General features: G+C 68.7%; 17 protein-coding genes. 9 read left to right on the top strand and 8 right to left on the bottom strand.

The annotated features are described in order from the left end of the window. Positions 1-15: 15 nt before the first annotated feature. From ACP6CK_RS20965 to ACP6CK_RS20955, 3 genes are read right to left on the bottom strand one after another with little or no spacing between them, the layout of a single operon-like run. On the bottom strand, positions 16-678 hold the full coding sequence (locus tag ACP6CK_RS20965) for an HAD family hydrolase (protein WP_426955251.1): 663 nt from the start codon (positions 676-678) through the stop codon (positions 16-18). Between the two features lie 8 nt (positions 679-686). Beyond that, positions 687-1,358 carry a phosphoribosyltransferase family protein gene (locus ACP6CK_RS20960; protein ID WP_426955250.1) on the bottom strand — a complete coding sequence of 224 codons (672 nt, stop codon included), beginning with the start codon at positions 1,356-1,358 and terminating at the stop codon, positions 687-689. A 28-nt stretch (positions 1,359-1,386) separates the two neighbouring features. Next, positions 1,387-2,343, bottom strand: a complete 957-nt coding sequence (locus tag ACP6CK_RS20955; protein ID WP_426955249.1) for a hypothetical protein — start codon at positions 2,341-2,343, stop codon at positions 1,387-1,389. A 184-nt stretch (positions 2,344-2,527) separates the two neighbouring features. On the opposite strand from ACP6CK_RS20955, the gene ACP6CK_RS20950 reads away from it, so the two are divergent. Beyond that, entirely contained in the window at positions 2,528-3,982 is a 1,455-nt protein-coding gene (locus tag ACP6CK_RS20950) for an oligosaccharide flippase family protein (protein WP_426955248.1), read from the top strand. Between the two features lie 251 nt (positions 3,983-4,233). Here ACP6CK_RS20950 and ACP6CK_RS20945 read toward each other — a convergent pair whose 3' ends face one another. Next, positions 4,234-4,983 (bottom strand): putative colanic acid biosynthesis acetyltransferase, encoded by a 750-nt coding sequence (locus ACP6CK_RS20945; RefSeq protein WP_426955247.1) that lies wholly within the window; start codon positions 4,981-4,983, stop codon positions 4,234-4,236. 132 nt (positions 4,984-5,115) lie between these two features. Then, on the bottom strand, positions 5,116-6,105 hold the full coding sequence (locus ACP6CK_RS20940) for an NAD-dependent epimerase/dehydratase family protein (RefSeq protein ID WP_426955246.1): 990 nt from the start codon (positions 6,103-6,105) through the stop codon (positions 5,116-5,118). Positions 6,106-6,730: 625 nt separating this feature from the next. On the opposite strand from ACP6CK_RS20940, the gene ACP6CK_RS20935 reads away from it, so the two are divergent. Both ACP6CK_RS20935 and ACP6CK_RS20930 read left to right on the top strand, forming a co-directional pair. Continuing rightward, on the top strand, positions 6,731-8,005 hold the full coding sequence (locus tag ACP6CK_RS20935; protein ID WP_426955245.1) for a glycosyltransferase family 4 protein: 1,275 nt from the start codon (positions 6,731-6,733) through the stop codon (positions 8,003-8,005). Position 8,006: 1 nt separating this feature from the next. Then, the gene (locus ACP6CK_RS20930; RefSeq protein WP_426955244.1) at positions 8,007-8,978 is read left to right on the top strand and encodes a glycoside hydrolase family 16 protein; all 972 of its coding nucleotides are present in this window, start codon (positions 8,007-8,009) and stop codon (positions 8,976-8,978) included. Here the strand turns inward: ACP6CK_RS20930 and ACP6CK_RS20925 are convergent. Next, on the bottom strand, positions 8,975-10,072 hold the full coding sequence (locus ACP6CK_RS20925; protein ID WP_426955243.1) for a hypothetical protein: 1,098 nt from the start codon (positions 10,070-10,072) through the stop codon (positions 8,975-8,977). The two genes, ACP6CK_RS20930 and ACP6CK_RS20925, sit on opposite strands and share 4 nt — an antisense overlap. 162 nt (positions 10,073-10,234) lie before the next feature. Next, positions 10,235-13,993: a family 16 glycosylhydrolase gene (locus ACP6CK_RS20920; protein WP_426955242.1), complete on the bottom strand. Its 3,759-nt coding sequence runs from the start codon at positions 13,991-13,993 to the stop codon at positions 10,235-10,237. 797 nt (positions 13,994-14,790) lie between these two features. On the opposite strand from ACP6CK_RS20920, the gene ACP6CK_RS20915 reads away from it, so the two are divergent. The 6 genes from ACP6CK_RS20915 to ACP6CK_RS20890 are packed head-to-tail and all read left to right on the top strand — an operon-like array spanning position 14,791 to position 21,639. Beyond that, entirely contained in the window at positions 14,791-16,389 is a 1,599-nt protein-coding gene (locus ACP6CK_RS20915) for an ABC transporter substrate-binding protein (protein WP_426955241.1), read from the top strand. A gap of 4 nt (positions 16,390-16,393) precedes the next feature. Beyond that, positions 16,394-17,404 (top strand): ABC transporter permease, encoded by a 1,011-nt coding sequence (locus tag ACP6CK_RS20910; RefSeq protein WP_426955240.1) that lies wholly within the window; start codon positions 16,394-16,396, stop codon positions 17,402-17,404. Next, complete coding sequence (locus ACP6CK_RS20905; RefSeq protein WP_426955239.1) at positions 17,404-18,315, top strand: ABC transporter permease; 912 nt, start codon at positions 17,404-17,406, stop codon at positions 18,313-18,315. The genes ACP6CK_RS20910 and ACP6CK_RS20905 overlap by 1 nt, the downstream gene beginning before the upstream one ends. Then, positions 18,312-20,015, top strand: a complete 1,704-nt coding sequence (locus ACP6CK_RS20900; protein ID WP_426955238.1) for a dipeptide ABC transporter ATP-binding protein — start codon at positions 18,312-18,314, stop codon at positions 20,013-20,015. The genes ACP6CK_RS20905 and ACP6CK_RS20900 overlap by 4 nt, the downstream gene beginning before the upstream one ends. Before the next feature lie 17 nt (positions 20,016-20,032). Continuing rightward, entirely contained in the window at positions 20,033-20,239 is a 207-nt protein-coding gene (locus ACP6CK_RS20895) for a DUF4089 domain-containing protein (RefSeq protein WP_426955237.1), read from the top strand. Beyond that, complete coding sequence (locus ACP6CK_RS20890; RefSeq protein WP_426955236.1) at positions 20,236-21,639, top strand: AtzE family amidohydrolase; 1,404 nt, start codon at positions 20,236-20,238, stop codon at positions 21,637-21,639. Before ACP6CK_RS20895 ends, ACP6CK_RS20890 begins: the two co-directional genes overlap by 4 nt. A gap of 118 nt (positions 21,640-21,757) precedes the next feature. Here ACP6CK_RS20890 and ACP6CK_RS20885 read toward each other — a convergent pair whose 3' ends face one another. Next, complete coding sequence (locus ACP6CK_RS20885; RefSeq protein ID WP_426955235.1) at positions 21,758-22,651, bottom strand: metallophosphoesterase; 894 nt, start codon at positions 22,649-22,651, stop codon at positions 21,758-21,760. Positions 22,652-22,657 lie beyond the last annotated feature (6 nt).

Raw genomic sequence — 22,657 nt, 5'->3', positions numbered from 1 at the left:
CCGGCGCGGGGTCGCTCAGCCGCGACTTAGGAGGGCACGGACGCGCCGCGCGGTTGCGCGGGCCAGGTTGAAGGCGTGTCTTCCCTCATGACGCGTGTGCAGGCCGGTCCGCCGCCACGCCATCAGGTCGTACTGCTGTGGCCGCAGGGTGATGAGACCTGGCTTCCGCGGGGCGGCCTGCCACTCGCGCAGTTGGCTCACCAGTTCCCGGATGTCGAAGCTCGTCAGGCTCGCCCCGTCATCCGCGATGGCGGAGGGGGCATGCAGGCCCAGCCCGATGCCATGGGCCAGAAGATCTTCGAGATTGTCCAGGCGGTCGTCGATGAAGGCGATCTTTCCGCGCGGCACCCCGAAGCGTTGCTCGATCACGGGGAGGATCCAGCTCTTCCGCAGACCTCGGGAGAGGAGCCGCAAGGGGCCGCCATGTCGGAGCGCGGCCTGGAACAGGTCCTCTGCGGCCATCACGCCCGCCAGCTCCCGGCCCTCTTCAAGCCCGGCGGCCCGAAGGATACGCGTGGCCTCCCGGCGCGACCGATGCGTGAGAACCACGACCGGCAGCGCCAGCTCGGTCAGCATTTCGCCCAGCAGCTCGTGCAGGAGCAGGATCTCCATCGCCTGCACCTGTGGCGGCGATGCCTCGAACACCACCACGCCGTCGAGGTCGAGAAGCAGAAGCATGCCCCCGCCTACTCCCAGTAGCTCAGGCCATTCTGTCGGACCCAGGCAAGGAACTCCGGCAGGTGCGGGCTGTTGCTGGACCAGGGGTAATACTGGTCCTTGCGATGAAGGTAGATATCGGGACGCCAGTCACCGGAGTCCCCGATCCCCTCATACCAGCACAGCACGGCCACGCGGACGCTTGCCGCACCACGACCTCGCAGCTCATCGACGACATGGCGAGCGGAGGCGCCGGTGTGCACGGCATCATCCACGACGACCACGTCCTTCCCGCGCACATCGAACGAGAACACGTCCGGCGCGGCCTCAAGCTTGCTGTAGCGCTCCTGATACACGCGCCAGACATGCATGAGCGGCTTCAGCGTCACGAGCCAGGTGGGCAGGCGGAGTGCCTGCTTGATCGCCAGGAAGCGCTGCTTATGGCGGCTGCTCTCCCGACGAATCCGGACGATCTCGAAGGGACGATCGAGCTCATCGGCCACGATCTTCGTCGGCAGCAGCGCGCCATTGGCCAACCCGACGACGAGATCGGGCAACCCACCCATCGCCTCCACCGCCCTGGCGAGATCGGCCGAGAGGTCACAAGCCTCCGCCATGGACATGAACATCTTCTCTGTGGCGGTCGCATACCTGTCATAGGCTTCGGAGAAGGACGGCTTCGTGCTCAGGGTCGTGGACATGCCGCTTCGTCATCCTGCTCGCGGGGTGTCAGATGCGGACCGGGTTGCGGACCGGGGCGGAAGGCAGGGCGGGCGCAGTTTCCGCCACGGCGGGCACGTTGGCGCCGTAGCGCAAGCGCGTGCGAAGGGACCGTCCACGGGTTGTCCGCACCTCGACCTCCGCCGTCTTGGCCGGCCCCGCAAGATGCAGCAGTCCGATCGTCTCATGGGGCGGGTAGGGCTTGCAGAAGCGCTCCGTTTCTTCGTCCCACATCGGCGTCGCCAGGTCGGCGATCCAGTTGCAGGTCGCGGGAAGGAAGGTCGTTCGCGGCCGGTCCAGATAGACGGCGGCATTCAACCCGAACTGGTCGTGCGGCGCCGGGTTGCCGGTGCGGTCCAGTGCCGATTGATAGCGGCGCTGCCACAATTCCCAATGCGGGGCCGTGGCCCTCATCGCGAAGACCCCGTTGTTGATATGGGGACAGGCCGCGAGGCGCAGCCCATTCAGCACGCCATAGCCCAGGACGAAGTGCTTCAGTTGCCAACCGATGAGCCAGGGCCAGAAGCGGTAGGCACGCTCATTCTGCCGCACGACCGCCGCCCCGTCCGCCTCCGCCGCGGCCTGCAGCATCGTGAGCGCAGAGGCGTCCTGCAGCCAGGTGTCCGCATCGAGCCAGATATAGGTCGCATAGCCCGGGAAGCTCTCCCGCAGGAACGGGCGGGCGAGATAGCCGAACTTCCCGCTCACCTCCTCGTGGTCCTTGAGGCGCAGGCCGGATTGCGGCTGGCCGAGTGCGACACCCTGGGCCCGAAGCCAATCGCGCTGGTCCTCCTGCACGCCGAGATCGAGGAACCCGATCGCGATGCTCACTGAGGAGGAGGCGCGAATGGACCGGATGAGCTCTTGTGCGTAGACGAAGTATCGCGCATCGGCCGCCGTCACGACGATGCAATCACTCGCCGCCCCGCCCCGCGCAGCAGGATGGTCGACTGATGGATCGGCCATGATGCTCTCTTCCAGATGAGTAAAGGCTCGAATACGAGAGGAGCATGGGCACATCAACACAGGGAATGCTGCACCGCAAACACTTTTCGATGCGCTGACAATGTGGCACATGCCGCGAGCCGTCGAAGTCGCGCGGCACGTTCCTTGTAGTGTGTCCTGGTGCAAGCGCGCCGGAGGGGCCAGGGTGAATCCAACAGGTCTGAACCCCCGGTCCCTCGTCTGGGTCGCGACCGAGACGGTGGGAAACGCGCTCCTGCTCGTCGGCACGATGCTGTTGATGGCGCGCTGGGTCGGCGCAAGCGAATTCGGGATCGCGGCGCTGCTCGTGGGCACGGTCCAGCTCGCGAACCTCTTCGTGGAAGGTTTCTTCCATGACGCGCTCATCCAGAACCGCTCGGTGGACGAAGACATGTTCGGCCGTGCGCTCTGGGCCGTGCTGGCGGTGGCGATCGCGCTTCTCGGCCTGTCCGCGCTCTTCTTAGCCTTCGCCCCGCCGGATTACGCGCGGCCAGCGTCCCTGCTGTTCGGGGCGGCGCTTTCGCTGCCCTTCAGCGGCGCGCTGGGCATCATGAATGCCCGGCTTCGGCGGGAGTTCCAGCATCAGGAGGTGGCGCGCGCATCGATTGCCGGCCGGATCACGGGGGCCCTGCTTGGACTGGGCACCGCCTTCGTGGGTGGGGGCGCCTGGGCCTTGATCGTTCAGTACACCACGTCGGTCGCGGCGAACACGATCGTGCTCCATGCTCGCGCCGGACGTCCCAATCTGCATTCCCACAACCTGCGCGCGCTCTGGCCACTCGTGCGGTTCGCATTTCCGTACGCTTGCATGCACGCCCTGTCAGCGATTCGGCTTCAGGGCTTCACGTTGATCGTCACCGCGCTGATGGGCCTGTCGGCTGCCGGTTACCTGAATCTGGCCTTCCGACTCACCACCACCCCTCAGGTGATCCTCACGGTGGCCCTGATGAACTTCAGCTTCCCGGCCTTGTCGAAGAATCAGGCCGATCCGCAGGAGATGGGCCGAGCCCTCCTTCTGGTCACGAAGCTCGTCAGCACGGCCACGCTTCCTCTGTTCGCGGGCCTGGCACTCTGTGCCGATGTGCTGGTTCCACTGGTGCTTGGGCCGGGGTGGGGACCTGTCACACCCCTCGTGCAGGTGCTGTGCGTCGGTGCCATCGTCGGCTTCATCCGGCTTCCGGGCTCCTTCGTCCTCCGCGCACTGGGGCATGTGCGCTGGTCGTTCTACAATGCGGGCGTCCAGCTGATCCTCACGATCGGTGGGCTTCTCCTGTTTCGCCCGATGGGCACGGTTGACGCTCTGCTGTTCTGGGTCTTGCCGGTGCTCATTCCGCTCGCCGTGACCACCTCGGTGGTCCACCGAATCCTTCCCATCGGCCACTGGGCTCAGCTGAGGGGGGTCGTGCCTCCGCTAGTCGCGACGCTCGCGATGACGGGCGCCGTTCTCCTGTTCAGAAACCTCTTCCACCCGCAAAGCCCTTTCCTGGATCTCGTCAGTAGGGCTGCTTTGGGCGGGGTGGTGTTCACGGCCGTCCTTCTCTTGACTGACCGGGATTCGCGAAAGGCGGTCGTGCGTCATCTTCCCTGGCCCCGACGCTCACCCGAGGCGAGCAAGCTCTAGCCAGGGCTGAAGACCACCGGGTGGAAGTGGTCAGCCCCCGGGCGACATCACGTTCAGGGTTGAACGGCAAGAGGACTGGGGATCGACCGCGCGGAACGCGGATCGGAACCGACGGCCGATCCTCTCGTCCGCGCCGCATCCGGACCGGTGGGGCCTGATGACCAGGCAAGAGAGACGGAGTTCCCGCAATCAGCCCGAGTCTTTGCCACGGAAGTTCCGAGAGAACACGCCGGACCCCTGTCCTTCGGATCTCAGCGGCGTGTGGCGCCGGGCTCCGTCGGAGGTGGCGCACATTCGGGCCCCGCTTCCTCCTCACGCCTTGGCCCCATCTCGCGGGGGCCGATGACGCGGGCGGGGAAGCCGCAGGCGATCACCATCGGCGGCACATTCCGAAGGACGACCGATCGCGCGCCCACGATGGCGCCGGCACCAACCGTCACGCCCATCGCGATGAACGCGTCCGCCGCGACCCACGCCTGATCCTCGATCGTGATCGGCTTCGCGATGAGCGTGAATCGGGGATCCCGATGGTCATGGCTGCCGGCGCAGAGATGGCTTCCCTGCGACACGACAGCGTTCCGCCCGATCTTGATCGGACCGAGGCTGTACAGCTTCGCGTCGTCGCCGACCCAGCTCCAGTCACCGATCTCGACCTTCCAGGGATAGGTAACCTGGACGGAAGGGCGGATCAGAACCCCCTTCCCGATGCGCGCCCCGAAGCAGCGGAGAAGGAAACGGCGCCAGCCGTAGAAGACCTGTGGAGAGGGATGCACGAGCAGCGCCTGCACGATCCACCAGAGCTGGACATAGACCGCGGACCGCCCACGGAAGCCCGGTGGAACCTTCGAGCGCGCAAGATCCTGAATCAGCGGTGGCGCGAACGCCCCATCATCGTCACCCGGTACGATCCGGCCATTCCGATGCGGCTCCTGGCCCGCTGACGCGGGTCGCTGGGCCTGCGCGTCCGGCAGGTCGCGGACGGATTGATCAGCTGCCATCATCCCGGCCTGCCCTATCCAAGATCGGCGCTTCAGTGCGGGCGCATCCGCCGCCGATGCGGGCCCGGCGATCGCAACGTTGCGCTCCGCGTCGGCCCGCCGCAATCCCGAGGGGCGCGGCGGGCGCGTGGCACTCTAGGCTGCCAGGGTCTGCGGCTGGTTGCCTCGGACCTGAGCCTCGATCCAGCCATACGTGGACTCGATCCCCGTCCGCAGCTTCTGGCTCGGCGCCCAGCCCAGCTTCTCCTTGATCAGGCGGTTGTCGGAGTTGCGCCCCCTCACGCCGGTCGGGCCGGGCACGTGCCGGATCGACACGTCCTTGCCGGAGATGGCGATGACGAGTTCCGCCAGGTCGTGGATCGAGATCATCTCGTCGGAGCCGATGTTCACCGGGCCCTGGAACTCCGAGCGAAGCAGCCGGGTCGTCCCTTCCAGGCACTCGTCGATGTAGAGGAACGAGCGGGTCTGGAGACCGTCGCCCCACACCTCGATCTCCCCGCCCTGCGGAGCCATCGCAACCTTGCGGCACAGCGCGGCGGGCGCCTTCTCCTTGCCGCCGGTCCAGGTGCCCTGCGGCCCGAAGATGTTGTGGTAGCGCGCGACGCGCGCCTCCATCCCGTGATTGCGGTTGTAGGCGAGGAACAGGCGCTCGGAGAACAGCTTCTCCCAGCCGTACTCGCTGTCGGGGGCGGCCGGGTAGGCACTGTCCTCCGCGCACTTGGGGTTGTCCGGATCTTCCTGGTTGTAGGCCGGGTACATGCACGCGGAGGAGGAGTAGAAGACCCGCTTGATCCCGCGCATGTGGCAGGCATGCACGACGTTCAGGTTGATCGTCGCCGAGTTGTGCATGATGTCGGCATCGTTCTCGCCGGTGAAAATGTAGCCGGCACCGCCCATGTCGGCCGCGAGCTGGTACACCTCGTCGAAGCGGCGGTCGATGACCTCCTTCACGACGGACTGTTCGCGCAGGTCGCCCTGGACGAAGTCGTCCGCATCGGTGTCCCGATACTCCGGATACTTGAGGTCGACGGCGCGGACCCAGAAGCCTTCGCGCTTCAGCCGCGACACGAGATGAGCGCCGATAAAACCGCCGCCGCCGAGAACAAGCGCCATCTTGCTGGCCATTTGCTGCTCCAGTCGCGAAAAGAGTTTGCCCAGGAGCGATTAAGTTAGGGTGCCGCCACGAATGACGACAAGCAGTATCTGAGGTAATTATTGTGCTCTGCACAAAAAGTGATTTGTCGGCGCAAACGAGCGGTTTTGCATAGAATGCAACTCTGCCTTCCGCAGCACAACCATGCGTCGAACCCCTGCTCATCGATTCTATAAATCACTTTTCAAGTATTTTCTATACCATTGTTATTTCTAGATATCGGTCAGAGGGAAATTCTGCAGGCGCTTGCTCTGCGGTTAAGCTCCGTGGCGAAATCGGGTGGTTCAATCGAGTGGAACAACCTCATCTCCCTCTAGGCATCGATGAGCAAGTACCCCGGTCGCTTTCTACCGGTGGTTGTCCCGGACTCCCTGAATCGACGCCCGCCGAAAACGTGAATTCCTTCACTTCGCCAAACATTCTTTCTTTGTTGGCGATCCCGGACATATCCCCTACGTAGAGTTCAGCACTTCAAAAATGAATCTGGGGAAACGGCCCTCGTTCGGGCGTCGATTCGACCTGACCGCAGGGATCCCGGGAGCCTGTAGCGCGGAGGGTCCAACGGCCCGTCGCAACCGAGAAGGATCGACACCGCCGATGCGCATCGCCGTCCACGACTACGCCGGCCATCCCTTCCAGTTCGAACTGTCCCGGAGCCTCGCTCGCCTGGGGCATGAGGTGCGGCACTTCTACTTCGCGGGGGATGCCGGCCCGAAGGGGCAGACGACGCGGCTCCCGGACGACCCGGAGACCTTCTCGATCGCGCCCGTCAGCATTCCGATGCGCTACAGCAAGACACGCTACGTCTATCGGGCCGTGGCGGACCTGCTCTACGGCCGTGTGGCCGCCCGGGCCATCCGCCGCTTCCGGCCGGAGGTGGTCATCTCCGGCAACACGCCGCTCGACTCCCAGGCCGCCATTCAGGCCGCGGCCCATTCGGTCGGCGCGGGCTTCGTGTTCTGGGTGCAGGATTTCTACAGCGTCGCCATCCAGCACCTGGTCGCGCAGAAGGGCAGCGCGTTCCGCCGGCTGATGGCCACCCACTATCGGAACCTCGAGACGCGCATGCTGCGGCGGAGCGACAGCATCGTCCTGATCAGCGAGGACTTCCGCCGCTACCTCCCGCCGGGCGTCGACGGGACACGTCCGATCCACGTGGTCCCGAACTGGGGACCGATCGAGGCCATCTCTCCCGGCGCGAAGCGCAACCCCTGGGCCGAGGCGAACGGCTTCGCGGACCGCTTCACCTTCCTCTACACCGGGACGCTGGCGCTGAAGCACAATCCCGGCCTGCTCTGGGACTTGGCCCGGTCGTTCAAGGACGATCCCGACTTGCGGGTCGGCGTGGTCTCCGCCGGCGTCGGCACGGATCTGCTGCGGGCCCGGCTGGCGGAAGAGCCGCTCGATAACCTCGTGCTGCTCCCGCAGCAGCCCATGTCGGTATTCCCCGATGTCCTCGCCTCGGCCGACGTCCTCATCGCGGTGTTGGAGGATGATGCGGGCGAGTTTTCCGTGCCATCCAAGGTGCTGAGCTACCTCTGTGCAGGACGTCCCATCCTGCTGGCGGCTCCCTCGGAGAACCTCTCCTCGCGGATCGTGACCGAGGCGGGGGCCGGGGTGCAGGTTCGGGCAGGAGATGTCGACGCTTTCCGCGAGGCGGCGCTTCGCTTCCGGCGCGATCATGCCCTGCGCGAGCAGGCCGGCGCTGCAGGCCGCGCCTATGCGGAGAAGCATTTCGTGGTCGAAGACATCGCGCGCCGCTTCGAGCGCATTCTCGAGCAGAGCCGTCATCCCCACCGGCGGTCCACCCTCCGCAGCCTCTTCACCCGGCGTTCGCGCCCGCTGGGACAGGCCGGGGCGCAAGAGGTCTGAGATGCGCTGGCCGGGCCGGAGAGCACGCCGGGCGGCGTGCCTCCTCCTCATCGCCTGCTTGTCTCTCGGCACGGCACCCGGTGCCCGCTCGGCCGTCGGCGACCGCCTCGACCGCAGCGGGCTGCGGCCGGCCTGGGGCGAGGAGTTCGACGCACCGGTGGACTGGTGCGCGGAGTTCTGCGGGCGCGAGCGATGGAGAACGAAGTTCTTCCACAGTGGCGATACGCCACTCTCCCGCGGGCTGGGCCAGAACACGGAATCGCAGATCTTCATGGACCCGACCTATCTCCGGTTGGGCATCCACCCCTTTCCGGTGCGGGACGGTGTCCTGTCCCTTCTGGTGGAGCCGGCCGACCGCCGTGTGCGCGATGCGGTCGCCGCGGCCTGGCCGAGCTGGTACTCGGGCCCCCGCCCCGTACCCCGCTTCACCGCGGGCATGCTGTCGACGGAGCGGAGCTACCGCCAGCGCTACGGATATTTCGAGGCCCGGATCAGAGTCCCCCGCATGCGGGGCGCATGGCCCGCCTTCTGGCTCCTGGGGCAAGCCGGGACGCATGACGAGATCGACGTGATGGAGGTGCTCGCCGCCGAGACCGACCGGCACTATGGCGGGCATCAATGGACGCGCCCCGACGGCTCAAAGGACAGCGCCCGCTTCGACCTGCGCACCGCCGACCTCAGCCAGGGCTTCCACACCTACGGTGTGCTCTGGACGGCCGAGCGCCTCGTCTATTACCGAGACGACCGCGTGATCGCCGAGTTCCGGAACCCCGGGCTGCACGCGCCGATGTACCTCCTGATCAGCATGGGGACGGACGGCGACTGGAACCGGCAGCTCGGCTTCCGCGCGCCGGACGAGGGCCGCGCGCGCATGGAGATCGACTTTGTCCGTGCATACTGCATCGGACCCGCTGAAGGATGCCCTGCCGGCGGCGCCACGCCGCCGGCCCCCATTGCTCCCTCGGTGCGCTAGGCGGGCTTCGACGAACCCGCGGACGAGATCCGCCCGGCTTCGGCGAGCTGCGCTTCCAGCACCTGCGCGATCGTCTCGGCGACGCCAGACCAGCGGAAGCGCTCGGCACATCGCTGCTTGAAGAGGCGCAGCCGGTCCCGGAGTTCGTCCGGAGGGATGGACGCGACGGAGGCAATATGGCCCCCGATGTCCGACGCATGCGCGACCCGCCGGATGAAGAGGTCCCGGTCGGGGATCCCTTCGAAGTCGTGTCCCGCATCCGAGAAGGACAGGACGATCTGGTTGGCGGCGATGTAGGCCCCCGTCTTCAGCTTGTGCCCTGCCTCGAAGCGGTCCGAGACAATGCCAAAGCGGATCTCCCGGGAAATATCGCCGGCCGGCAGCGGCTGCGGCCGCAGGATCGCCTCCGCCTCCGGTGGCCACCCGTCGCCCAGCACGGGCACCCGATCCGCAACGGACCGATACTCCCTCAGGAACTGCAGCAGATCCCGCCGCTTGGGGGTCCAGTCATAGGTGCCTGACACGACGAGTTCGCGGACGAGCACGGCGTCCTCCGCCAGCGGCTCGAGCGGCGGCATGCCCGGCAGCGTCAGGACCACGGGGGCGACGCCCGGAATCGCCGCGAGGAATGCCATGTCGCGACGGGACAGGGCTGCCACCGCCTTCGCCTCGTCGGCCCGGTAGCGCCGCCTCTCCCAGCGTCCTGCAAAGGACGCGAGAAGCGCCGGGATCCGGCTGCCCGGAAAAAGCGCGGGCAGGGACTGGCTGGTGACGTTGTGCAGGATCAACAACGCCGCCGTCCCGGGGGGCGCCCGCAGCACGTCGAGAGGCTCCCAGGAGATCACCAACGCGTCGGCATCCCGCGCGGCCGCCTCGACGCGCGCCTGGTTGCCCCGATCCGCGTACCAGCTGCGATAGTGGGGAACGCCGAGGACAAGGTTCGCCATCTCGCGCAACCGGCTGACCCGACGGGGATGCAGTCGCTCCACCTCGTGGCCGAGTTGCCGCAAGGCCGCGATGCTCCGGTTGTCGAAGACCTCGTCCCCCGCCCTGCCGCCCGGCTCCGGTTCCTTGCCGACCCACACAATCCGCATATCGTCCAACCCGCCCTTGCGGCCGCGGAGAATGGAGAAAGCTCCGCGGCCAGGCCAGCGACTTCGGGCCAGGACGCCCGGCGGAATGACAGGCTAGGCGGCGCCCTTGTCGGAACGGATCGGGCCGACGGCGTCCGGCGACGCCGTCGGCCCGATTGGGAACTAGGCGACGATGGTGAAGTCGCTCGCGGCGAGTGCTGGATGGCCGGTGAGGGTGCCGATGTGGACGCTGGCGCCTGCCCCGCTGCCATCCGCGTCGAAGAACAGGGCTCCGGTCGCGGTGCTGTAGATGAAGCGGTCGCCGGCGTCGCTGGCCAGGCCGGTGGCGTTGGTCCGGAACCGGGCGGCGCTCAGGGCTCCGGCCGTGAGCCCGCCACCGAAGGCGGAAGCGGAGACCTGCAGCAGGTCGGTGCCGCTGACGAAATCGCTGATCGTGTCCTGGCTGGAGGCCAGCTTGCCGAGAACGAAGACATCGCGCCCCTCTCCGCCGATCAGGATGTCGATGCCGGCGCCGCCGTTCAACGTGTCGGCCCCGGCCGCCCCGACCAGCACGTCCCCGCCCGCGCCGCCGCTCAGGCTGTCCGCGCCGTTGGCACCGAAGATCTGGTTCGCCAGCTCGTTGCCGGTGAGCCGCAGGCCGCCGACGCCCGTGATCGCCCGGAGCACCTCGACATCCAGTCCGGCCGACAAGGTCATGCTGACGGAGGTGAAGATCGTGTCGGTCCCGCCGCCGGCACTCTCCTGCACGCTGTCGCCCGCGCCGACATAGTAGAGGTCGTCGCCGCCCCCGCCGATGAGGGTGTCGGCCCCGCCCCCGCCCCAGAGCTGGTTCGCGATCTGGTTGCCCGTGAGGGTCAGCCCGGTGGAGCCGGCATTGGCGATCAGGAACTCGATCTCCTGGCCGGCGCCGAGGGTGTAGCTCGTGGAGGCGTAGACGATGTCCGTCCCGCCGCCGGCCCCTTCCTGCACCAGGTCTCCCGCGCCGACGTAATAGAGGTCGTTGCCGGCCCCGCCGGCCAAGGTGTCGGCCCCGCCGCCCCCTGTCAGCCGGTTGGCAAGCTCGTTGCCGGTGAGCGCAAGGCCAACCGAGCCGGCATTCGCGTTGAGGAACTCGATCTCCTGGCCCGCGCCGAGAGAGTAGTTGGCCGACGCATACACCACGTCATTGCCGCCGCCGTCCGCCTCGATGACGATGTCGCCCGCATCGACATAGTAGGCGTCGTTGCCGATGCCGCCGACCAGGGAATCCGCGCCGGCGTTGCCGACGAGAACATCGGCACCGCCGCCACCCCTGAGCGTGTCGCTGCCCGCGCCGCCATAGAGCTGGTTGTTCAGCGCGTTCGCGGCCAGCGACAGACCTCCCGCCCCGGCGGCGGCGCGCAGGACTTCGACATCCTGGCTGCCGGACAGCGTGTAGCTCACGGACGTGTAGATCGTGTCCGTCCCGCCGCCGGCCGCCTCGGACACCACATCGGCCGTGCGGTCGACATAGTAGGTGTCGTTGCCCGCACCGCCGGCCATGCTGTCGATCCCGCCGCCGCCGTCGAGCCAGTCGTCCCCGCCCAGGCCGTCCAGCGTGTCGTTGCCATCGGACCCCGTCAGGGCGTTGGCGGCGGCGTTGCCCCGGCCGGCCGCCTTGCCGAAGAGCACGAGGTTCTCGACATTCTCGGGAAGCGTGTAGCTGCCGCCCCAGACGTGGACCGTATCCACTCCCTCGCCCGGGCGTTCGATGATCGTGGCGCCGAAGGGTTCCTCGTAGACATCGTCCCCTTTTCCGCCCGCCAGGGTGTCGGAGCCGCCATGGCCCTGGAACGTCTCATTGGCGGAGGTGCCCTCGAACCGGTCCGCCCCGGCGCCGCCCTCGTACCACCGGATCGACGCGCCGCTGACCGGCGACGTCGCGGGGAGGACGAAATCGTCGGCCGCGAAGTCCCCGACCAGCCAGTCGCGAAAGACGAGGGTCTCATAGGAGCCGAGCCGCAGATGGACGTCGCCGCCCACCTGGGTCATGGCCGCGCGGAGATCGGCGAAGCTCGCGAAGGCAAAGCCCGTCAGGGCCACCCGATCCTCGCCGGAGAAGTCGGTGATGATGTCGGATCCATCTCCCTTGGCGATGCAGAAGACGTCCGCGCCACCGCCGCCGGTCAGGACGTCGTTGCCCTGCCCACCTTTCAGCCGGTTGGCCCCTGCATTGCCGGTCAGGATGTTGGACTGGCTGTTGCCGGTTCCGTCGATCGCGCCACCGCCGGTCAGGACAAGGTTCTCGACGTTGACGGACAGCGCGAAGGAGATGCCTGTCCGCACCGTATCGATCCCGGCGTCGAAGGCTTCCTGCACGACGGTCCCGGCGCGTGTCACGAGATAGGTGTCGTCGCCATCGCCGCCGGCCAGCGTGGCCGATCCCGCCGCCTGCAGGAGGTCTGCGCGCGCCGTGCCCGCCGCCACCTCTCCTTCGCCGCCCAGAATGGTCGTCACCGACGCCGCGGATTCGCGCAGCGTGTATCCCTCCAGCGTGTACTCCGGAAGCTGCCAGGCCACGATGCTGTCGATGGCCAGCCGAGCGCTGGAGCCTTCCGCGACGGCGCCACCCCAGTTTCCGCCCATCCCGAGCGAGGCGATCAGGTACATGGCCCGGTTCATGTCGGTGGGCGTGCCGGTGCTGAACACCTGATGGCCATCGACGTAGAAGGAGATCTCGTACGGTGTCCAGAGAACGCCGTAGCGGTGCTGGGCCGTGTAGTCGCCGGCAGGCACCCAGCCCCCCGCCATGTTCTCCTCGGTCAGCGAGTGGGTCTGGACATGGATGCTCCCCTGCTCAAGGCCCACGCTCTCCAGAAGATCGATCTCGGAGCCACCGACGAAGTCGGCCGGCAGCATCCAGAAGGCCGGCCAGGCGCCTTTCAGCGAGGGAAGGGCGGCGGTGAACTCGAAATAGCCGTAGGTCTGGGCGAAGCTCGACTCGGTGGTGATCACGCCCGAGGTGAAATCCTGGCCGCCGACATAGCGCTGCACAGCCTCGCTGACGGGGTCCGCATGGATGATGAGCTGGCCGTCATCGATGGTGAACGGGTCCAGACCGAGCGGCGTCGCCGCCTCGCGCCCCGTCAGGCCGCGGAAGTTCGGGTCAACGGCGACCTCCTGCCCCCCCTGGTCCGCGATGAAGTATGCGTGGTCGCCACCCCACGGCATCCGCGTGGTCCAGGTCCCGCTCCCCATGCTCCGGGCCGAGAAGCTGTCGAAGTCGTCGCGGAAGGTCAGCACCATCGCGTCGGTCGAGATCGGAAGGACGAAGTCGTCCACGGTCAGGTCGCTCGCGGTCACTCCCGCCAGGACGAGCGTCTGGCCAGCGCCGAGGTCGAGCACCGCATCCGTCCCGTCCTGCGACAGATGCGCGAGAACAGCCGCGCCGTTCTGGAAGCCCGTGCCGTCGAGCCGGATGCGGTCGCCCTGGGCCGGGTCGAAGTCCAGGACGATGTCTGAGCCATTCCCGGCGGAGACGACGAAGAGGTCTGCCCCTTCGCCGCCAACCAGCACGTCGTTCCCCTTCCCACCGTCCAGGACATTCGCCCCGCTGCTGCCGGTGATCCGGTTCGAAAGATCGTTGCCCGTGGCCCAGGCCTGGGCAGACCCCATCAGGGTCAGGTTCTCGAGCGACTGAGTCGGAGAAAGGGTGTAGCCGCTTCCCGTCCAGACCTGGACGGTATCCACGCCCTCGTCCGTCCGCTCGATGATCTGCGTGGCGCTGCTGCCGACGGTGTAGACGTCGTCACCCACGCCGCCCTGCAGGGTCACCCCGACCGCCGCGGCGAGAAGGCTATCGTTCTCTCCGGTCCCGAAGAGAGTCGATCCCGTGTCCCAGGCCGTCAGCCAGTATCGAGGCGCCCCGCTAACAGGCGCGGCCAGCCGGGCCGCAATGCTCATCACCTGATCTCCGTCCACAACAAAAGCAGCAATCAACACAATCGTGATTTGTCTATAAAATAATACGATATGTTCTTAACGATACCTTCCATACACGCATGAGTGATTGCAAGGGCTGGGCAGCCCGGGATTTGTCGTGTCTTGCCACTTGAGGTTGTATTTCGTCGGTACTCTGCCCCTCGCGGGGCGCAGACGCCGCGCTCGGCCCGCCCCGGACCCGAATCCGGCGCAGGGCAAATCATCAGGACTTCAGTCCGGTAACGGACGGCCCTCCGACGGCACGGGAACCAACGATTTCCGGCGGCGTCGCCGGAACATCACGGACAGGAATCGGGTTCCGCCGATGGGACGGGCCGTCACGGCGAACCGCGATCGGTCCGTTCGCCTTCTCGGTGACGGCGGGATGCGGTCACGTCACGAAGCAGGCGCCACCGACTCGCGCCGCGCGGTCTGTCGGCAACGGACTGCATCCCCCGTCGGAAGCTTCGCGATCAGATGGCCACCACCAACCCTTGAACTCGCCTCCGCCCGGCGGCCGGACAATGAGCCGGATCGGAGTGTCCAGGACGCTCAGGCCGTCAGCAGCCGGGAGCCCTGCTTCACCCAGACCACGCATCTGCTGAGTGCTCCCGCGTAAGACGACGTGGCGGGCCAGCCGCCCGGCCGCCTCAGGTCCGGACGCTGGCCGATCCGAGCCATCAGGTCAGATCGCCGGGACCGACACTCCGGCACAGGAATTGCTCCACGTCCGGTTCGATGCCGCGGGGAAGACCGGCGGCGCCAGGACAGGACCGACCATGCGCCGCCGCTCGCTGCTCGCCTCTACCGCCGCCGCTTTGGCGGCCCCCGCGCTCCGTCCCGCCGTCGCGCAACCCGCCCCGACACGGGCGGAAACGCTGCTGCTGGTGCAGGAATACGGGCCGAACAGCCTCGACATGCAGGGGCTGGGGTCGGCCCAGCCGGTGAACGGCGTGGCGCTGAACTGCTACGATCGCCTCGTCCGTTACAAGCGCGTGCCGCTGCCCGGGGAGGGCCAGGGCAGCACCTTCGACATCACGTCCCTGGAGCCGGAGCTGGCCGAGAGCTGGCAGGAGGCGAGCGACGGGATGAGCTGCACCTTCCGCCTGCGGGAGGCAAAGTTCCATTCCGGCCGGGCCGTGACGGCGCGGGACGTGAAGTGGTCGCTGGACCGCGCCGTCTCGATCGGCGGCTTCGCCACCACGCAGATGGCCGCCGGCAGCATGGAGAAGCCGGAGCAGTTCGTCGCGCTGGATGACCGCACCTTCCGCATCGACTACCTGCGGAAGGACAAGCTCCTGCTGCCCAACCTCGGCGTCACCATCCCCTTCGTCTTCGATAGCGAACTGGCGATCCGCAACTCCGGCGGCGATCCCTGGGCCAAGGAGTGGCTGAAGAACAACGTCGCCGGCTCCGGCGCCTTCAGGGTGGAGGCGTGGCGGCCGGGCACCGAGACCATTTACGTCCGCAACGACGACTGGGCGAGCGGGCCGCGGCCGCGCCTCCGCCGGATCATCGCGCGCGACATCCCCTCCCCCTCCACCCGGCGGGCGCTGATCGAGCGCGGGGACGCCGACATCTCCTACGGGCTGCCGCCGAAGGACTTCAAGGACCTGGCCGATGCGGGCCGCGTGAAGGTGGTGGGCGTGCCAGTGCCGAACGCCATCTGGTACGTGGCGCTGAACGCGGCGACCGGCCCCTTCACCGATGTCCGCCTGCGTCAGGCCGTCGCCTGGGCCCTGCCCTATGAGGCGATCATGCAGGCGTCCCTCTTCGGGCGCGGCGTCGCGATGTGGGGCGCGAATGGCGGGCCGACCACGGCCTGGCCGCAGCCCTTCCCCTACACCACGAACGTCGCCCGCGCGCGGGAGCTGGTGCAGCAGGCCGCGCCGGGCGGCGTGACGACCTCGCTGCTGTTCGACGCCGGCTCCGCCACCATCGCGGAGCCGATGGCCGTGCTGGTGAAGGAGGCGCTGGCCCCCATCGGCATCAACGTGGAGCTGAACAAGATCCCCGGCGCCAACTTCCGGGGCGAGCTGAACAAGAAGACCGCGCCGATGGTGATCAACCGCTTCGGCGGCTGGCTCGACTGGCCGGACTACTTCTTTTTCTGGAACTATCACGGCAACAACTCGATCTTCAACATCGCCTCCTACCAGAACCCGGCGATGGACCGGATGATCGACGCGGCCCGCTTCGCCTCCGAGCGAAGCACCTATGAGGAGGCGGTGAAGGGCTTCATCGGCCTCGCCCAGACCGAGGTGCCGATGATCCCGATCGCACAGCCGCTGCACGACGTGGCGATGCAGCGCTCCATCGGCGGCTACCAGTTCTGGCCCTGCCGGGAGCCGGATTTCCGCTACCTGACCAAGGGCTGAGCAAGTGCTCCGCACGGCCATCGCGCGGCTGGGGACGGCCATCCCCAGCCTCATCGGGGTGGTGATCGTCACCTTCCTGCTGACGCGCGTGCTGCCGGGCGACACGGCGACCTATTTCGCGGGGCCAGTGGCCTCGCCGCAGGCCATCGCGCAGATCCGGGCGCAACTCGGCCTGGACCAGCCGCTCTGGACGCAGTTCGCCCGCTACGTGGCGGACCTGTTCCAGGGGAACCTCGGCACGTCGCTCTCCACCGGGCAGCCGGTGCTGACGGAGATCGCGACGCGGCTTCCCGCCTCCGCTGAACTCACGCTGTGCGGGCTGCTGCTCTCCGTGCTGGTCGCCGTGCCCCTGGGCATCCTGGCGGCGCTGCGGCAGGGCTCCTGGATCGACCATCTCTGCCGCGTGCTGACGACGGCCGGCGTGTCGCTGCCGGTGTTCTTCACGGGATTGCTGGCGGTCTACGTCTTCTACTTCGTGCTGGGTTGGGCGCCTTCCCCGCTGGGCCGTCTGGACGCCTTCGCCTCGCCGCCGCCCGCGGTGACGAATTTCTACCTGATCGACAGCCTGATCGCGGGGGATACGGAGACCTTCCAGGCGGCCCTGGCACAGATCGCCCTGCCGGCGCTGACCCTCGCGCTCTTCGCCCTGGCGCCGCTGGCGCGGATCACGCGGGCCTCCATGCTCTCGGTGCTGTCCTCGGACTTTATCCGCACGGCACGGGCGAGCGGGCTGAACGGGCGGACCGTCGTCTTCGCCTATGCCTTCCGCAACGCGATGCTGCCGGTGGTCACCACCCTCGGCATGGTCTTCTCCTTCCTGCTCGGCGCGAACGTGCTGGTGGAGAAGGTCTTCGCCTGGCCGGGCATCGGCTCCTACGCGGTGGAGGCGCTGATCGCCTCGGACTACGCGCCGGTGCAGGGCTTCGTGCTGACGATGGCCATTCTCTACATCGCGCTGAACCTCGCGATCGACCTCGTCTACGTGCTGATCGACCCCCGGATGAAGGCCGCCTGATGCCCGACATCCCCGTCCAGACCGCGGCCGGCGCGGAGCCCATGGCGGTGCCGAAGACCTCCGGCCTCGGCAACCTCGCGCGTCACGCGCGCTACGTGCTGGCAGGGAACCCGGTCACCGCCTTCTCCTTCGCGCTCTTCGTCTTCCTCGTCCTTTGCGCGGCGGTCGGACCGTCGCTCGTGCCCTACGACCCGCTCGCCTCCAACTCCATGGCTACATTAAAGCCACCTTCCGCGGCGAACTGGTTCGGAACGGATCAGCTCGGGCGCGACATCTTCAGCCGGGTGGTGGTGGCGACGCGGCTGGACATGGGAATCGCGATCTTCTCGGTCGCCCTCGTCTTCGCGGTGGGCGGGCTGGCCGGCGTGGCGGCCGGCTTCTTCGGCGGCTGGACCGACCGGATCGTGGGCCGGCTGGCCGACACGATCATGGCCTTCCCGCTCTTCGTGCTGGCGATGGGGGTGGTGGCGGCACTGGGCAACACGGTGACGAACATCGTGCTGGCGACGGCGGTCGTGAACTTCCCGCTCTACGCCCGCCTCGCGCGGGCGGAAGCCGCGATCCGGAAGGACGCGGGCTACGTGCAGGCGGCGCGCCTCACCGGAAACGGGGAGTTACGCGTGCTGCTCACCACCATCCTGCCGAACATCCTGCCGATCATGGCGGTGCAGATGTCGCTGACCATGGGCTACGCCATCCTGAACGCGGCCGGCCTGTCCTTCATCGGCCTCGGCGTGCGGCCGCCGACGCCGGAATGGGGGATCATGGTGGCGGAGGGCGCGTCCTTCATCGTCTCCGGCGAGTGGTGGGTGGCCCTGTTCCCAGGGCTGGCACTGATGCTGGCGGTGTTCTGCTTCAACCTGCTCGGCGACGGGCTGCGGGACATCGTGGACCCGCAGAGGCGCACATGAGCGCGGCCGCGGCACCGGAGGAGACCGCCGTCCCCCTGCTCGACGTGCGCGAGTTGACCGTGGAGTTCGCCACCCGCCGCGGCACGGTGCGCGCGGTGGAGCGGGTGGACCTGACCCTCGCCAAGGGCGAGACGCTCGGCATCGTGGGGGAATCCGGTTCGGGCAAGTCCGTCACCTCCTATGCCGTGATGCGCATCCTGGATCGCGCGGGCCGGATCGCAGGGGGCAGCGTTACCTTCTCCGGCGTCGCGCTGCGCGGGCTGCGGGAAGCGGAGATGCAGGACCTGCGAGGCCGGGAGATCTCGATGATCTTCCAGAACCCCCGCGCCGCCCTGAACCCGATCCGCCCGGTTGGCCGCCAGATCGAGGACGTGCTGCTCCGCCACAACCAGGCGGAGCGCGGCACCGCCCGCCGCAAGGCGATCGAGGCGCTGGAGGCCGTCCGCATCGCCCGGCCGGAGGAGCGCTACCACGCCTATCCCTATGAGCTCTCGGGCGGGATGTGCCAGCGCATCGTGATCGCGCTCGCCCTCGCCTGCCGCCCCCAGCTTCTGATCGCGGATGAGCCGACCACCGGCCTCGATGTCACCACGCAGAAGGCGGTGATGGAGCTGGTGACGGAGCTGACGCGGGAACGCGGCATGTCCACGATCCTCATCACCCACGACCTCGGGCTCGCGGCCACCTACTGCGACCGGGTGACCGTGATGGAGAAGGGCCGGGTGGTAGAGACCGCTCCCTCAGCCGTCATCTTCCGCGCGCCCGATCATCCCTACACCCGCCGCCTGATGCGCGCGACGCCCCGCCCCGGCGCCACGCTGCGCGACCTGCTGCCGGAAGGGGCACCACCCCTGGCCGCGGCAGAGACGGTGGCCGGCGCGCCGCTGTTGCAGGTGGAAGGGCTGGTGAAGGAGTATCCGCGCCAGGGAGCGGGCGGCTTCCTCTCGCGCCTGACCCGCCGCGGGTCCGAATCGGAAAAGCCCTTCCGCGCGGTGGATGGGATCGGCTTCACCGTGCGGCGCGGCGAGAGCGTCGGGCTGGTCGGGGAGTCCGGCTGCGGCAAGTCCACCACCTCCATGATGGTCATGCGGCTGCTGGACCCGACGGCGGGCCGCATCACTTTCGACGGGCAGGACCTCGCGGCCATTCCCGCGCGGCGCTTCGCGGCCTCGCCGCTACGGCGGCGCATCCAGATGGTGTTCCAGGACCCGACGGACAGCCTCAACCCGCGGCATGCCGCATCCCGCGCCATCGCCGATCCGATCCTGCGCATGGGCACGCAGCGCGGCGCGGCGCTGCGGGCGCGGGTGGAGGAGCTGGCGACGCTCGTCGGCCTGCCGGTCGCGCTGCTGGACCGCTTCCCGCACCAGCTCTCCGGCGGGCAGAAGGCGCGGGTCGGCATCGCGCGGGCCATCGCGCTGAACCCGGACCTCGTGATCCTGGACGAACCGACGGCGGCGCTGGACGTGTCGGTCCAGGCCGTGGTGCTGAACCTGCTGCACGACCTGAAGCTGCGGCTGGGGATGAGCTACCTTTTCGTCTCCCACGACCTGCACGTGGTGCGGCTCCTCTGCGACCGCGTCATCGTCATGCGCGCCGGCCGCGTGGTGGAGGAGGGACCGGCGGATCAGGTGCTGGAGAACCCTTCCGCCGACTACACGCGGGAATTGCTGGCCGCGATCCCGCACCCGCCCGTCTGACCGATCAGCGAGACCCCATGTCCCCTGGCCTTCCGCCTCTGCCCGACGATGCCGGGCTGACCGCCTATCTCGATGCCGCCACGGCGCTGCACGGCATTCCCGTGGATCCGGCCTGGCGGCCGGAGATGCTGGCGAACATGAAGGCGATCGCCGGCGCCGCGCGCCTCGTCCTCTCCTTCCCGCTCGACGACGAGGCCGATCTCGCCCCGGTGTTCCGGCCGTGAGCGACGCGACGCGAGCGGACGCGACGGCCGCCAAGATCGCCGCAGACGTCTCCTCCGGCCAGGTGACGGCGCGCGCGGTGACCGAGGCAGCGCTGGCCCGCATCGCCGCCGGCAACGGCGTGATCAACGCCTTCACCGACGTGGTGGCGGAGCGCGCCCTGGCCACGGCCGATGCGGTGGATGCGCGGCGCGCGGCCGGTCAGCCCCTCGGCCCGCTGGCCGGCGTGCCCTTCGCCGTGAAGAACCTGTTCGACATCGCGGGCCTGCCGACGCGGGCGGGTTCCCTGATCAACCGGGACCGCGAGCCGGCGGCGCAGGACGGGCCGCTGATCCGGCGGCTGGAGGCGGCCGGGGCGGTGCTGCTCGGCGGGCTGAACATGGGCGAGTACGCCTACGACTTCACCGGCGAGAACGCGCATGACGGCCCGTCCCGCAACCCGCACGACACCGCGCGCATGTCGGGCGGATCGTCCGGCGGATCGGGGGCGGCGGTGGCGGCGGGGATGGTGCCGCTGGCGCTGGGATCGGACACGAACGGCTCCATCCGCGTGCCCTCCGCCTTCTGCGGCCTGTTCGGGCTGAAGCCGACCTATGGGCGGCTGAGCCGGGCGGGAAGTTTCCCCTTCGTCTCCTCCTTCGATCATCTCGGCCCCTTCGGCCGGTCGGTGGCGGACCTCGCCCTCGCCTATGACGCGATGCAGGGCCCCGACCCGGAGGACCCCGTCGCGACCGAGCGGGCACCGGAGCCGGTCCTGGCCGAGATCGGCAAGGGCGCCGCCGGCCTGCGGATCGCGGTGGCCGGCGGGCATTTCGCGCGCAACGCCGCCGACCCCGCCGTCCTCGCCGCCGTCGCCCGGGCCGCCGAGGCGCTCGGCGCGACGGAGGTGATCGAATTCCCGGAGGCCGCCCGCGCCCGCGCCGCCGCCTTCGTCATCACCGCGGCCGAGGGCGCGGCGCTGCACCTGCACCGCCTGCAAGTCCGCCCCGCCGACTTCGACCCGGCCACGCGGGACCGGCTGATCGCGGGCCTCGCCATCCCCGCGGCCTGGGTGATCCGGGCCCAGCGCTTCCGCCGCTGGTACCGCGAGCAGGTGCTCCGCCTGTTCGAACGGGTGGACGTGATCCTCGCCCCCTCCACCCCCTGCCGGGCGCCGGAGCTGGGCCAGAAAACGATCGTGCTGGACGGCGCCACCCTGCCGCTGCGCCCGAATATCGGCGTCTTCACCCAGCCGATCTCCTTCATCGGCCTGCCCGTGGCGGCGGTGCCGATGCGGCCGGATGCGGGCCTGCCCCTGGGCCTCCAGGCGATCGCCGCACCCTGGCGGGAGGACCTGGCCCTGCGCGTGGCGGCGTCGCTGGAGGCGGTCGGCGTGGCGCAGGCCCCGGTGGCCCGCGGGTGACGCCGGGGAACAGCCAGCGCCGAACGCCTCGGCTCCGATTCGTCGGGGCGAACCTGTCCCCCACAGAAGACCGGGAGGGATGGGGACCTCCTTCCCCCGTCTCGCCCAGGCGGGCGGTTCAGCCCCCCGCCCCGCCGCCGGACACGTCGGCCCGCAGCAGGTCCCGCAGGACCGGCACCTCCACCTCCTCCGGATGGACATGGTGCAGGCGCGCGCGCGCGCCCGTCATCTCCACCGCCGTCAGGACGCCCGTTTGGTAGCAACCGGTGTCGATCCCCAGGCGATGCGGCATGAGGGTCGGCACGGACGGGGTGTGGCCGTGCACCACGAAGCGGCCGGCCAGGGCCGAGGCGGAGGACCGGGTCTCGGGCCGGGACTCCAGGAAATCCTGGCGCACCCAGTGGTAGCTGTCCCGGCCGGGATCATCGGTGCTGGCGGCGAAATAGTGCTCCAGCGCCTCCACCCGGACGGAGGGATGGATCCCCCCGTGGGTGAGGATCACCCGGCCGAAGATCGCGCAGGGCTCCAGCGCGTTCAGGAAGCCGATCACCTCGGCCGGAAGCGCCTCCCGCAGCAGGGCGGTGATGGCGTCGATCTCCGTCGGGAAGCGGTCCGCCAGCCCGAGTTCGAGCAGCACGGACGCGCCGCCGTTGAACAGCCACCGGTCCCGGTTGCGCTGGCGGACCGGGGCCGGCACTGTCGGGTCGAGCACCGCCCGCAGCATGGCGTCGTGGTTGCCGATCAGGAACCGCTCCGTCAGGCCGGGCTGCGCGTGGGGCTCGGCCAGGGCCGTGAGCGCCCGGACGGAGGCCGGCCCACGGTCGATGTAGTCCCCCAGCATGACCAGCGTGGCCGGGCCAGGCACCTCGCTCGCCCGGCGACGGAGCAGGGCCCGCATGCGGAGGAGGTGGTCCGCCATCCCATGAACATCGCCGACGGCGAAGACGGTCTCGCCGGCGGGGAGGACGATCGGAAGATCGAAGGCGGGCGACGTCGTGTGCGTCAGCGTCATCCAGGA

This window comes from Muricoccus radiodurans, from assembly GCF_050154705.1.
Lineage (GTDB): Bacteria > Pseudomonadota > Alphaproteobacteria > Acetobacterales > Acetobacteraceae > Roseomonas > Roseomonas radiodurans.
This window is presented reverse-complemented; position numbering and strand designations above follow the sequence as displayed.

Coding starts and splice junctions, on each gene's coding strand:
- ACP6CK_RS20965 (WP_426955251.1), bottom strand. CDS start 678: ATGCTTCTGCTTCTCGACCTCGACGGCGTGGTGGTGTTCGAGGCATCG.
- ACP6CK_RS20960 (WP_426955250.1), bottom strand. CDS start 1,358: ATGTCCACGACCCTGAGCACGAAGCCGTCCTTCTCCGAAGCCTATGAC.
- ACP6CK_RS20955 (WP_426955249.1), bottom strand. CDS start 2,343: ATGGCCGATCCATCAGTCGACCATCCTGCTGCGCGGGGCGGGGCGGCG.
- ACP6CK_RS20945 (WP_426955247.1), bottom strand. CDS start 4,983: ATGATGGCAGCTGATCAATCCGTCCGCGACCTGCCGGACGCGCAGGCC.
- ACP6CK_RS20940 (WP_426955246.1), bottom strand. CDS start 6,105: ATGGCCAGCAAGATGGCGCTTGTTCTCGGCGGCGGCGGTTTTATCGGC.
- ACP6CK_RS20935 (WP_426955245.1), top strand. CDS start 6,731: ATGCGCATCGCCGTCCACGACTACGCCGGCCATCCCTTCCAGTTCGAA.
- ACP6CK_RS20930 (WP_426955244.1), top strand. CDS start 8,007: ATGCGCTGGCCGGGCCGGAGAGCACGCCGGGCGGCGTGCCTCCTCCTC.
- ACP6CK_RS20925 (WP_426955243.1), bottom strand. CDS start 10,072: ATGCGGATTGTGTGGGTCGGCAAGGAACCGGAGCCGGGCGGCAGGGCG.
- ACP6CK_RS20920 (WP_426955242.1), bottom strand. CDS start 13,993: ATGAGCATTGCGGCCCGGCTGGCCGCGCCTGTTAGCGGGGCGCCTCGA.
- ACP6CK_RS20915 (WP_426955241.1), top strand. CDS start 14,791: ATGCGCCGCCGCTCGCTGCTCGCCTCTACCGCCGCCGCTTTGGCGGCC.
- ACP6CK_RS20905 (WP_426955239.1), top strand. CDS start 17,404: ATGCCCGACATCCCCGTCCAGACCGCGGCCGGCGCGGAGCCCATGGCG.
- ACP6CK_RS20900 (WP_426955238.1), top strand. CDS start 18,312: ATGAGCGCGGCCGCGGCACCGGAGGAGACCGCCGTCCCCCTGCTCGAC.
- ACP6CK_RS20895 (WP_426955237.1), top strand. CDS start 20,033: ATGTCCCCTGGCCTTCCGCCTCTGCCCGACGATGCCGGGCTGACCGCC.
- ACP6CK_RS20885 (WP_426955235.1), bottom strand. CDS start 22,651: ATGACGCTGACGCACACGACGTCGCCCGCCTTCGATCTTCCGATCGTC.